We start from the raw sequence: 12,540 nt of genomic DNA, 5'->3' as shown, positions 1-12,540 counted from the left end.
TTCACACCGCGATGCCTGCTCTGGAAATCGAAATCATCAACAAACTGGGCTTGCACGCCCGGGCGTCGGCCAAGTTCGTCGGGGTTGCAGGTCAGTATCCGGATTGCACGATCAGAGTAGGCCGCACACCAGAAACGGTAGTGGATGGCAAAAGCATCATGGCGATGATGATGCTGGCTGCCGGCAAGGGCACAAAAATCTATTTGAGTACTGAAGGACATCAAGAACAAGAAGCGCTGGATGCGTTGGTGGCGTTGATCAACAACTTCTTCGACGAAGGTGGCTGATCGTCGAACAGTCAAAAAATCGCAGCCTCGGCAGTGCCAGGGGCCGGTATAAAAAAGGCGCGCCACCCAATCGGATGGCGCGCCTTTTTTGTGTCGCGGGCGGGGCTTAGCTGCCCGCCACCGTCATCCGTTCGATCAACACGGAACCTGTGCGAATATTGCTGCGCAGCTCCAGATCGTTACCGACCGCGACGATCTGCTTGAACATATCGCGCATGTTGCCAGCGATAGTCACTTCCTGCACCGCGAACTGGATTTCGCCGTTCTCGACCCAGAATCCCGCCGCCCCGCGCGAATAGTCACCCGTGACCATATTCAAACCATGGCCCATCAACTCGGTGACCAACAGCCCACGCCCCATGCGCCGCAGCAGTGCGGCCTGATCCTCATCGCCATGAGTGACAAACAGGTTGTGTACGCCGCCAGCGTTGGCCGTACTCGGCATACCGAGCTTGCGACCGGAATAGGTCCCAAGGATGTACGACACCAACTCACCTTTTTCGACAAACGGTTTGGCATAAGTCGCCAGGCCGTCACCGTCATACCAGGCGCTGCCCATGGCACGCATCAGATGCGGACGTTCGTCGATGGTCAGCCATTCCGGAAACAGCTTCTGCCCCAGCGTGCCTTCCAGGAACGACGATTTGCGATACAGACTGCCGCCGGATACCGCCGACAAGAAACTGCCAAACAAACCGCCTGCCAGTTCTGCAGAAAACAGCACCGGCACCTCGCAAGTCGGCACCGGACGCGCCCCCAGACGGCTCGCCGCCCGTTGTGCAGCGCGTTGGCCGATGCTTACCGGATCCGCCAGCAAAGTGCCCTGACGGTTCACGTCGTACCAGTAATCGCGCTGCATCTGGCCGTCGGCCTCGGCGATCATCACGCAACTCAGGCTGTGTCGCGTCGACGCGTAGCCACCAATGAAACCATGGCTGTTGCCGTAAACGCGGCAGCCTTGATGGGTGCTGAGGGTGGTGCCATCGGCATTCTTGATCCGCGCATCAGCATCAAATGCCGCCGCCTCACAGATCAAAGCCTTCTCGATGGCCTGCTCCGGCGTGATATCCCATTCGTGGAACAGATCGAAATCCTGCTGATCCCTGGCCATCAGCGCAGCATCAGCGAGGCCCGAAGCTTCGTCCTCGGAGGTGTGCCTGGCAATGGCGAGTGCGGCGGCAACGGTTTCGCGAATCGCCTCAGGCCCCGTGGCAGACGTGCTGGCAGAGCCCTTGCGCTGACCGACGTACAGCGTGATGCCAAAGCCCTGATCGCGGTTGAACTCGACAGTTTCGACTTCGCGCTGGCGGACCGATGTCGAAAGGCCCTGCTCCAGCGACACCGCCACTTCACAGGCACTGGCGCCCTGACGCTTGGCTTCGGCGATGATCTGCTCGACTTGTTCCTGCAGTGCCGGCAATGCCTGCGGGCCGACGCTTTGAACTGCACTCATGCTCATCTCCACTCAAATTCTGCTTTCGGCGGGGGCCATCGAGCGACCGGGCCGGACAAGCGGCCCCCGACTGGTTATCATGGCGGCGTTTCTTTGCGGACTGCCACCATGGTTGATTCTTACGACGACTCCCTCGATACGGGAGAAAAAAGCAAATCTCAGGTCAAACGCGAGCTGCATGCTCTGGTTGACCTCGGCGAGCGCCTTACAACACTCAAGCCTGACTTGATCGCAAAACTGCCGCTGACCGACGCCATGCGCCGGGCCTTGGCCGATGCGCCCAAGCACACCGCGAATATCGCGCGTAAGCGGCATTTGCAGTTCATCGGCAAACTGATGCGCGATCAGGACACTGACGCGATTCTGACTCTGCTCGATCAACTCGATGCCTCGACTCGTCAGTACAACGAGCGTTTCCACAATCTCGAACGCTGGCGTGATCGCCTGATCGCGGGCGACGATGCCGTGCTGGAGAAATTCGTCGTCGACTACCCGGACGCCGATCGCCAGCAACTGCGTTCCCTGATCCGTCAGGCTCAGCACGAGGTTGCGCAAAACAAACCTCCTGCTTCCAGCCGTAAAATCTTCAAATACATCCGTGAGCTGGACGAGACTCAACGCGGTCTGCGTTGATATTCGTCACTGGGTGGTCGCCCTGCGCGCCACCCAAAGCTCCATCTTTTCTTATGCGCCCGTGCCACCCACGGTGATCGCATCGATTTTCAGCGTTGGCTGGCCAACACCCACCGGCACCGACTGTCCATCCTTGCCACACGTCCCCACACCGCTGTCCAGCGCCAGGTCGTTACCGACCATCGACACCCGGCTCATCGCCTCAGGGCCGTTGCCGATCAACGTCGCGCCTTTGACCGGCGCAGTGATCTTGCCGTCTTCGATCAGATAGGCCTCGCTGGTGGAGAACACGAACTTGCCACTGGTGATGTCGACCTGACCGCCACCGAGGTTGGCGCAATAGATGCCTTTCTTCACCGAAGCAATGATTTCTGCCGGGTCGCTTTCGCCGCCCAGCATGTAGGTGTTGGTCATCCGAGGCATCGGCAGATGTGCATAGGACTCACGACGCCCGTTACCGGTGCGGGCCACGCCCATCAGGCGTGCATTGAGCTTGTCCTGCATGTAACCCTTGAGTACGCCGTTTTCGATCAGCGTGGTGCACTCGGTCGGCGTGCCTTCATCGTCGACGCTCAGCGAGCCGCGACGGCCGCTCAAGGTACCGTCATCGACAATGGTGCAGAGCTTTGAAGCAACCATTTCACCCATGCGGCCGCTATAGGCGGAACTGCCTTTGCGGTTGAAGTCGCCTTCCAGACCGTGGCCGACCGCTTCGTGCAGCAGCACGCCGGACCAGCCCGAACCCAGCACCACCGGCAAAGTGCCGGCCGGCGCCGGAATCGCTTCGAGGTTCACCAGCGCCTGACGCAGCGCTTCACGGGCATAGCCCATGGCGCGGTCTTCGGCGAGGAAATAACGGTAGTCGGTACGCCCGCCGCCGCCATGCCCGCCACGCTCGCGACGGCCGTTTTGCTCAACGATCACACTGACGTTGAAGCGCACCAGCGGTCGCACATCCGCCGCCAGACCGCCATCAGTGGAAGCCACCAGAATCCGCTCCCAGACCCCGGCCATGCTCACGCTGACTTGCTGGATACGCGGATCGAGTGCGCGGGTAGCCACGTCGATGCGCTTGAGCAGCTCGACCTTCTCGGCACGGCTCAGCACTTCCAGCGGATTGTCCGGCGCATACAGTTGCGCAACGTCTTGGCTGGTAAATGCCTGCACCGTGCCGTTCTGCCCGGCGCGGGAGATCGAACGGGCCGCTCGCGCCGCAGCGCCGAGGGCTTCAAGGGTGATCGCGTTGCTGTAGGCGAAACCGGTTTTCTCACCGGACTGCGCCCGCACACCCACACCCTGATCAAGGTTGAAGCTGCCTTCCTTGACGATGCCATCTTCCAGCGCCCAAGACTCGGAGATCTGACCCTGGAAATACAGGTCGGCGGCATCGATGCCCGGGCCGGCCAGATCGCCAAGCACGCCTTGCAGGCTTTCGATCGTCACGCCGCCGGGCGCCAACAGGTGATCACTGACTGAGGACAACAACTCGCTCATAGGTTTACGCCTTAAATTCGTGTTCTGAGGCAGGCCGCTGTGCGCCCTGCGAGAAAAACCGCCGATGACTCGTCACCGGCATCCGCGCCCTGATGGACGCTTGTTCATCGCTATCGCGTTCGGCCAACAACACCGCTTCGCCTTGATCCTGATGCGCCAGCACGCGGCCCCACGGGTCGATGATCGCCGCGTGACCGAAGGTTTCCCGCGGCCCCGGATGTATCCCGCCCTGCGCTGCCGCCAGCACATAACATTGAGTCTCGATGGCCCGCGCGCGAATCAGCACATCCCAATGCGCCGCACCGGTCACCGCGGTGAAGGCTGACGGTGCGGTAATCAACTCGGCACCGGCCGCGCGCAATTCGCTGTACAACTCCGGGAAGCGCAGGTCGTAACACACTGTCAGACCGACTCGGCCGACCGGCGTGTCCGCCACCACCACGCTACTGCCATAAGCATAGTCATCGGATTCGCGGTAACGGCCGCGATTGTCCGCTACATCGACATCGAACAGATGCAACTTGTCATACCGTGCAACGATTTCGCCCTGATCGTTGACCAGCAGCGAGCAGGCATGTGGCTTGGCCTCCGGCTGATCCAATGGCGGCAACGGCAACGTACCGGCCACTATCCATAACCTGAGGTCACGGGCGGTCTGTTTCAACCACGGCAGGATAGGCCCTTCGCCCAATGCTTCGGCTCGACCGATGTCGGCGATGTCGCGACGGCCCATGGCGGCGAAGTTTTCCGGCAACACGGCCAGCCTCGCGCCACCGGCCGCCGCCTGTTCGAGCAGGCGTCGGGCCTGGGCCAGATTGGCCTGCACGTCACTCTGGCTGACCATTTGAATGACCGCTAAAGACATGGCGAACTCCGCAAGAGGTAAGCGGCCATGCTACTCCATCGGTTCAGGGACTGGCTGTTCAAAAAGGCTTGTCGAACGTGATTTTCGGGTCTTTCCATGGACCTTTGACGGTGTATTTCACGCTGGCGAAGCGCGCCACACGATCACCGATCAGCTTGTCGATCAGGAACAGCGCACCACCGATCGCCGGTGCGCCAACGATGAGTGCGGCAATCGGCAGGTTGTTGGTCACCGGCAAGGTCACCAACAACCTGGCATCAACCTGATCGGCGACCAGATCCAGCGTACCGTCCAGTTCGAAGGTACTCGAAGGCCCGGTCAAACGAATTGGTTCGCGGGTCACATACACACCGTTGTTCGCCACCAGTAATCCTTTGACGCGGTCGTAGCTCAAGCCTTTGCCGAACAAGTCGGAGAAATCCAGACGCAAACGACGGCCGATAGCGTTGAAGTTGAGCAAACCAAACACCCGCAATGCCTGTGTTCCGCCCTCCACTTCGACAAACTGGCCCTTGTTCAGCGACGCATCCAGAGTGCCGGAAAAACGCTTGGTCGCCAGCCACGCGGGCGAGCCCGGCCAGCGGCCATCGACATCCATATGGAATTCTTCACTGGTCACACTCGGCGCAAAGCCCCAACCCTTGAGAACATCGGCAAGGTTCTTGCCGCTAATCCGGCCTTTGAACCAGCTATTGGTCGCACCCGGCGCGCCCTCCCAACCGCCATTGCCCTGCAACAGGATGCCTTTGAGGCCCATGTCGAGGTTATTCAGGGCGATGCCTTTGCCGGTCGGTCGCACCTTGAGCGACCAGCCACCGACCAGGTCCTGGCCCAGGAACAGTTGATTGATGGTGATATCCAGCGCGGGGATTTTCGCAGGATCAACCGAGGCCAGCGGATCAGGAGAGTTCTCGTCGGCCTGCTCCTTCGGATCCGGTGCCGGCAAACGCACATACTGAAGGTTGACTCCAATCGGCGTGTTTTTCGCGTCGGCAAGGCTGGCGGAGCCTTTGACCTGCTGACTGTCGAGCGCCAGGTTCCACGCCGCGGATTTACGATCGACCTGCACCGAGGCCTGATCCAGCGTGGTACCGAACGCCGTCAACTTGCCGACCTTGAAGTCAGCGCTACTGAGCAGTTGCTTGGCACTGCCACCCGGGTCCTGCCCGGCGTACTTGTTGAGCAGATCCTGCCACGGCGCGATATCAAGTTCCGACAGCACACCACGAATTCGCAAGCCCTTGGCGCTCGGCAGCACGGCTTGGCCTGCACCGAGGAACAGTTCACCGCGCCCCTCGGCGAATTGGGTCGGCGGCGCGGCAAAGGTGAAATTGGCCAGTTGACCGTAATTGACCCAGTAACGCCGCTCCTGCCCCTGCAGGGTCATGCGCAACTCCGTGTCACGACCGACATCCGCCGCCATGCCGAACGGTGCCGGCAGATCGACCGCGACGCCTTTCATTCCGGAGCTGACCATCAACTGGCTGTTGGCGCCGTCCAGGTTCAGTTGCAACTGATAGGGAATCGTCCCGGACACTGGCAACGGCTGTGTCACACCCAGCCAGTCGGTGAGTTTTTTGACCTCGACCTGCCCCGATGCCGCGACCCGGGTTTTGAGTTTGCCAGGACTACCGTCGGCAAAAATTTGCGCGGTGACCGGTTTATCGAACGCTCGCGCCGCAATGTTCTGACCACTGAGGCCTTTGGCGCTGTCGAAACGGAAATCACCCTTGAGTTGAGTCAGTTCCAGCTTCGGCTCGGCCAGTTTCAGCCGCGCATTGGCAGTCGTGAAGTCGACCAGGATTTTCGGCTGATCGCCGCCCTTGTCCAGCGGGATGTCCAGTTTGAGTTTGCCCTGCAGGTCGCCCGCACCTTCCCAGCCGGCGAACGTTTCACCCGTGCCAATCGGTGCGTCTTGAAGAATCTTCAGTCCATCCCCCAAACCGCCGGCAAATGCCCCATCAAGGAACATATGCGTATGTTGTCCGGCAGGCACATGGGGAATATTGACGAAAACGTCGCTGATCCGGGTGTCGAGCAATTGGCCCTCGCTGGCCAGAATTCGCACACCACTGTCCTCAATGAACACATCGCCACTGACCTTGCTCACATGCGGCCAGCCGGGCTGGAAGGCCAGTTCGGCGTCATGCACCTTGAAGAACAGACTGATGCTGCGGTCGGCGTCCCCGGCGTTCTTGCTCAGAGACCCTTGATACTGGAAGAAGCCCTGATCCACCGCGCCTTTGAGGATTGCCGTGCGCAACCATTCGTCGAGTGCCGGGCTGAGGACTTGCGGCAAGTACTTGGCGGTGTAGCGACCGTCGCCATCGACCAGACCGACCCGCAGGTCCATGTAGTCTTCCTGGCTGTGATCAAAATGCAGGCGGATCAGGAAGTCGCCGGCAATCTTGCCTTCTTCGCCCAGTACCTTCAGGTACGGCGCGATCAAAGTGAAACCGTCCTTGTCGAGCTTCCAGGTCAGTCGGGCGTTGGCCTGAATGTACTGCCAGGGTTTGGCGAAAATCGGATCCAGGTGCAGGACGAAATCCTTGCTGTCCATGCGCAACTCGCCACCGTCGAGGTTGCCCGTCAGGCTACCGCTGACATTTCGTGCCGCCGGCGCGCCGTGATAGGCATCGAAACCGACGCTGTCGAGGTTGGCAGCGAAGCCGAACTTTGTACCGTCAGTGGCATTCGGACGGAAATCCAGCAGCACGTTGCGCAGCACGCCGGTCACTTTCAGGCGCTCGACCACCGTGGCAACCCCCTGCGGTAGCGGGCCCAATGCGTTGAGGAGCGGCGTGATCGGTGTCAGATCGAGACGATCGGCCTGCAAATGCCAGCGTTCGTCGACCTTGTCGGTAGCGCGTGTCTGCTGGAGTTGCACGCGAGATTCCCAGCGGGTTTCACCGAAGTTCATCGCCAGCGAATCGAGAGTGACGGTGGCGCCATCGGCGCTGTTTTCGTAGTAGGCATTGAGCGCCAGATTGTTGATCTGGATCGGCTTGCGCTCGGCGTAAGCGCCATTGAGTTGCGGGGCATTCAAACGCAGCGCCGCACTTTGCAAAGTGCCTTCAGCCCAGTTCACCCAAAGCTCGCCGCCGGCCTTGATCTCGGAGAAATTCCATTGCCGGGTCAGGCGCTCGGGCAGCCACTTCGACCAGTCACTTTGCGGCAGACTGACGTAGCCTTCCAGGGCGCTGTCCTGCCATTGGCCCGCGCGAATCCGCGTGCGCAGGCTCAGCGCGACCGGTTGACCATCAGGCAAGGTCAAGCGTGCGTCGAGGCGTTGACGACTGGCACCGGTTTTCAGATTGAGACCAACATAGGTGAGGGTCATCGGCGCGTGATCCAGTGGCTGCAGGGTCACTTGGCTATCGAGGACAGACAACTGCCGAATCATTTGCGAGCGATTGAACAGTTGCTCCGCATCCAGTGGCTGATCCTTTTGCACCGGCAAGCCTTCCAGCGCCCAACTGCCGTCCTGCGTTTCCTTGAGGCTGATTTTCAGACCATTGAGTTCCAGATGGGCAATACGCACTTCACGAGCCAGCAGACTGGCCCAAAGATCCGGCACCACCCGCACCCGATCGAGGCGCAAGGCATTGGCGCCGTCACCGACCATCACATCATGGGCCAGCAGGATCGGCGCAAATCCCTTCCAGTTACCCTCCAGTTCACCGATCTGAAGTGGCATACCGAGGGCGGTGCTGGCTTTGTCTTCGATCTCGGCGCGGTATTCGGCCACCAGCGGCGTCAGTTCGCGGCCAAGGCTGACATACAACGCCATCAACACCAGAACCAACGCGCACAGGCTCAGCCCCCATCGGGTGAGTGCGGCCAGAATACGTGTCAGACGGTCCATGTCAGTTGGCTCCCATGGCAAAAAAACTGCGAAAAGCTGAGGCCAGCCGCTGTTGAAAAAGGGTGATGCAGGAATTCAGAGCAGCACCACGTCGTATTGTTCCTGGGAATACATGGTTTCCACCTGGAAGCGTATGGTGCGGCCGATAAACCCTTCAAGCTCGGCGACGTTACCTGATTCTTCATCAAGCAAACGATCCACCACTTTCTGGTTCGCCAACACGCGATAACCCTCGGCCTGATAGGCCCGGGCTTCACGAAGGATCTCGCGGAAAATCTCGTAACAGATGGTCTCAGGCGTCTTTAACTTGCCGCGCCCCTGACAACTGCTGCACGGTTCGCACAGCACTTGCTCAAGACTTTCGCGGGTGCGCTTGCGAGTCATCTGCACCAGGCCCAACTCGGTGATGCCGATGATGTTGGTCTTGGCGTGATCACGCTCCAGTTGTTTCTCCAGCGTGCGCAATACCTGGCGTTGGTGCTCTTCATCTTCCATGTCGATGAAGTCAATGATGATGATCCCGCCCATATTGCGCAGGCGCATCTGCCGGGCAATCGCGGTGGCCGCCTCGAGATTGGTCTTGAAGATGGTTTCTTCGAGATTGCGATGGCCGACGAACGCGCCCGTGTTGACGTCGATGGTGGTCATGGCCTCGGCCGGATCGACTACCAGATAACCGCCGGACTTGAGCGGAACCTTGCGTTCAAGGGCTTTCTGGATTTCGTCTTCGACACCGTACAGGTCGAAAATCGGGCGCTCGCCCGGATAGTGCTCCAGACGATCGGCGATTTCCGGCATGAGTTCGGCGACGAACTGCGTGGTTTTCTGGAAGGTTTCCCGAGAATCAATGCGGATTTTCTCGATCTTCGGGTTAACCAGATCACGCAACGTGCGCAGGGCCAGACCGAGGTCTTCGTAGATCACGCTTGGCGCTGCGATGGTTTTGATCTGTTCGTTGATCTGATCCCACAGGCGTCGCAGGTAGCGGATGTCCATGAGGATTTCATCGGCGCCGGCACCTTCGGCGGCGGTACGCAGAATGAAGCCGCCGGCCTCTTTGATGCCTTCTTTGGCCACGCAGTCGCTGACCACCTGCTTGAGCCGCTCGCGCTCGGCCTCCTCTTCGATTTTCAGGGAAATACCGACGTGAGCGGTGCGCGGCATGTACACCAGATAGCGCGACGGAATCGACAGTTGCGTGGTCAGACGCGCGCCTTTGGAGCCGATCGGGTCCTTGGTGACTTGTACAACCAGACTCTGGCCTTCGTGCACAAGCGCGCTGATGCTCTCCACCGCCGGGCCTTCACGCACGGAGATTTCGGCTGCGTGAATGAACGCTGCACGATCCAGGCCGATGTCAACGAACGCAGCCTGCATACCCGGCAGCACCCGGACAATCTTGCCTTTATAGATATTGCCGACGATCCCGCGTTTTTGCGTGCGCTCGACATGGACTTCTTGCAGCACACCGTTTTCGACCACCGCCACGCGCGACTCCATCGGCGTGATGTTGATCAGAATCTCTTCACTCATGGCAGGATCTCGTTCAGGCATGTTCACGATAATGGCCGCATCTGGATTCATACGACGCTCATTGCGCGTTCAGGTTTTGCCAACAGGGTATGCCGAAATGGCCCAACAGTTCTGCGGTTTCGCAAACAGGCAACCCGACCACCGCCGAATAGCTGCCATTGAGCCCCGCGACAAACACCGCACCGAGCCCCTGAATGCCGTAACCTCCGGCCTTGTCCCGGGGTTCGCCGCTGGCCCAATAGGCGCCAGCCTCTTCACCGCTGATCGGACGGAACCGCACCAGACTGCGCACCACCCGCGACTCGCAATGCAGGTCTTCAAGCACCGCGATGGCGGTCAGCACTTCATGCTCCTTGCCGGACAACAGCATCAGCATGGCGCATGCGTCAGCTTCGTCCACCGGTTTGCCGAGAATTTTGCCGTTGAACACCACGGCGGTGTCGGCCCCCAGGACACAGCATGCCAGGTCGGACGCGAGCGTACGACGCCCGGCCTCGGCCTTGCCGCGTGCCAGGCGCTCAACGTATGCCGAAGGCGATTCTTCAGGGAGAGGGGTTTCATCAATGTCCGCGCTGATGGCGTGGAACGGAACGCCGATCTGCGTGAGCAACTCACGCCGACGCGGCGATCCAGAGGCGAGGTAAAGCGGCTTCATCAAAACATCTCCCTGTTCAGTGCCTTGCTTCACCGGATCAATTGATTTTGTAGCGCCGGCTCAATCCACGCAAAGCAAAGCTGATCCAAGGCCAAAGCAAGGCGCTGACCAGTGCCGGCAGCAGCAACGCCAGGGTCGGCTGGCGGTTGCCAGTCAAAGCGCTGAGCCACAACTGGACGAGTTGCGCGAGGCCGAAAATCACCAGGATAACCAGACACTGCTGCCACATCGGGAACATTCGCAGGCGCTGTTGCAATGACAACACCAGGAAAGTGATCAACGTGAGGATGAGCGCGTTTTGCCCAAGCAACGTGCCGTAGAGCACGTCTTCAGCCAGCCCCAGACAGAACGCGGTGACCATGCCGACCATATGCGGCATGTACAGCGCCCAGAATGTCAGGAGCAAGGCCAGCCAAAGCGGGCGAAGAATTTCCATGAATTGCGGTAGCGGCGACACGCTGAGCAGCATGCCGATGAGAAATGTCAGCCAGACGATCCAGCCGTTTCGCGATGCGGTAGCCCCGACCATTACTCTTGTCTCCCGGTGGTGGCCGGCGCGGCGACAGGCGGTTTGGCCGCTGGCCGGGCAGCAGGTTGGTTCGCAGGTGGTTTTGCAGCGGCGGGCGGTTTGTTCGCAGGTGGTTTCACGGGGGTAGCACCGGCAGCGGCGGCGGGCGTTGCAGGTGTGGCGGCAGGCGTTGCAGCCGCTGCGGGTGCGGTTTTCGGCACAGTCGCCGGCATCATCGGGCCACCGCCCTGCGCATCCAGATCCTCCTGCGCTTGCGCTGCATCGTTGGCGCGCTCTTCGGCGGTGCGATTGTCGCTGAATACCAGCAGCATGTAGCGGCTACGATTGAGCGCTGCCGTCGGCACCGCACGGACGATGGCAAACGGCTGGCCGGAATCGTGAATCACTTCTTTCACGGTTGCGACCGGATAACCCGCCGGGAAGCGCTGGCCGAGACCGGAACTGACCAGCAGATCGCCTTCCTTGATGTCGGCGGTATCCGCCACATGACGCAGTTCCAGGCGTTCCGGGTTGCCGGTGCCGCTGGCAATCGCCCGCAGACCGTTACGGTTTACCTGCACGGGAATGCTGTGAGTGGTGTCGGTCAACAGCAATACACGGGAGGTGTAAGGCATCAACTCGACCACCTGCCCCATCAGACCACGCGCATCGAGCACCGGCTGACCGAGGACCACACCGTCGCGCTCACCTTTATTGATGATGATGCGATGGGTGAAGGGATTGGGGTCCATGCCGATCAACTCGGCCACTTCGACCTTTTCGTTGACCAGCGCGGAGGAATTGAGCAACTCGCGCAGCCGAACGTTCTGCTCGGTGAGGGCCGCTAGCTTTTGCATGCGACCCTGCAGCAGCAGGTTTTCGGTTTTGAGTTTTTCGTTTTCGGCGACAAGCTCGGTGCGGCTGCCGAACTGGCTGGCGACACCTTCCCACAAGCGACCGGGCAGGTCAGTGATCCAGTAAGCGTCCATCAGCACCAGCGACATCTGGCTGCGTGCAGGCTTGAGCAGACTGAAACGCGCATCGACCACCATCAGTGCGACCGAGAGCACGGCCAGCACCAGCAGGCGAACGCCCAACGAAGGGCCCTTGGCGAAAAGCGGTTTAATAAGCCGCTCCTCCCAGGCAAATGTTCTGTTTATTCATACGGCATCAAACCGGCCTGGATGAAGACTGACAGAAGATAAACGCCAACAGGCAGCACTGCAAAGTGCTGCCTGCGCGCTCAC

Annotated in this window: 10 protein-coding genes; 2 read left to right on the top strand and 8 right to left on the bottom strand. The window is 60.2% G+C overall.

Annotated elements, in window-relative coordinates; all coding sequences use genetic code 11:
* The first annotated feature begins 11 nt into the window (after positions 1 to 11).
* The gene (locus tag AACY02_RS09770) at positions 12 to 287 is read left to right on the top strand and encodes an HPr family phosphocarrier protein (RefSeq protein ID WP_339431748.1); all 276 of its coding nucleotides are present in this window, start codon (positions 12 to 14) and stop codon (positions 285 to 287) included.
* A 106-nt stretch (positions 288 to 393) separates the two neighbouring features.
* Here AACY02_RS09770 and pmbA read toward each other — a convergent pair whose 3' ends face one another.
* Positions 394 to 1,740, bottom strand: coding sequence for a metalloprotease PmbA (pmbA, locus tag AACY02_RS09765; protein ID WP_401161623.1), 1,347 nt, complete (start codon positions 1,738 to 1,740; stop codon positions 394 to 396).
* Between the two features lie 108 nt (positions 1,741 to 1,848).
* Between pmbA and yjgA the strand changes: the two genes are divergently transcribed.
* Positions 1,849 to 2,373: a ribosome biogenesis factor YjgA gene (gene yjgA / locus AACY02_RS09760; RefSeq protein ID WP_221730042.1), complete on the top strand. Its 525-nt coding sequence runs from the start codon at positions 1,849 to 1,851 to the stop codon at positions 2,371 to 2,373.
* A 51-nt stretch (positions 2,374 to 2,424) separates the two neighbouring features.
* Here the strand turns inward: yjgA and tldD are convergent, their stop codons facing one another.
* The 7 genes from tldD to mreC form a co-directional block, all read right to left on the bottom strand.
* The gene (gene tldD, locus AACY02_RS09755) at positions 2,425 to 3,867 is read right to left on the bottom strand and encodes a metalloprotease TldD (protein ID WP_016771693.1); all 1,443 of its coding nucleotides are present in this window, start codon (positions 3,865 to 3,867) and stop codon (positions 2,425 to 2,427) included.
* A 4-nt stretch (positions 3,868 to 3,871) separates the two neighbouring features.
* The gene (locus AACY02_RS09750; RefSeq protein WP_339431746.1) at positions 3,872 to 4,732 is read right to left on the bottom strand and encodes a carbon-nitrogen hydrolase family protein; all 861 of its coding nucleotides are present in this window, start codon (positions 4,730 to 4,732) and stop codon (positions 3,872 to 3,874) included.
* A gap of 58 nt (positions 4,733 to 4,790) precedes the next feature.
* On the bottom strand, positions 4,791 to 8,597 hold the full coding sequence (locus AACY02_RS09745) for a YhdP family protein (RefSeq protein ID WP_339431745.1): 3,807 nt from the start codon (positions 8,595 to 8,597) through the stop codon (positions 4,791 to 4,793).
* 75 nt (positions 8,598 to 8,672) lie between these two features.
* Positions 8,673 to 10,130, bottom strand: coding sequence for a ribonuclease G (gene rng, locus AACY02_RS09740; protein WP_339431744.1), 1,458 nt, complete (start codon positions 10,128 to 10,130; stop codon positions 8,673 to 8,675).
* A 58-nt stretch (positions 10,131 to 10,188) separates the two neighbouring features.
* Positions 10,189 to 10,785: a Maf family protein gene (locus AACY02_RS09735; protein WP_339431743.1), complete on the bottom strand. Its 597-nt coding sequence runs from the start codon at positions 10,783 to 10,785 to the stop codon at positions 10,189 to 10,191.
* Positions 10,786 to 10,822: 37 nt separating this feature from the next.
* Positions 10,823 to 11,314 (bottom strand): rod shape-determining protein MreD, encoded by a 492-nt coding sequence (mreD, locus tag AACY02_RS09730; RefSeq protein ID WP_339431742.1) that lies wholly within the window; start codon positions 11,312 to 11,314, stop codon positions 10,823 to 10,825.
* On the bottom strand, positions 11,314 to 12,420 hold the full coding sequence (gene mreC, locus AACY02_RS09725) for a rod shape-determining protein MreC (RefSeq protein ID WP_339431776.1): 1,107 nt from the start codon (positions 12,418 to 12,420) through the stop codon (positions 11,314 to 11,316). The genes mreD and mreC overlap by 1 nt, the downstream gene beginning before the upstream one ends.
* Positions 12,421 to 12,540 lie beyond the last annotated feature (120 nt).

The sequence above is a fragment of the Pseudomonas sp. EA_65y_Pfl2_P78 genome (genome assembly GCF_963970495.1).
In the GTDB taxonomy this organism is placed as follows: domain Bacteria; phylum Pseudomonadota; class Gammaproteobacteria; order Pseudomonadales; family Pseudomonadaceae; genus Aquipseudomonas; species Aquipseudomonas baetica_A.
This window is presented reverse-complemented; position numbering and strand designations above follow the sequence as displayed.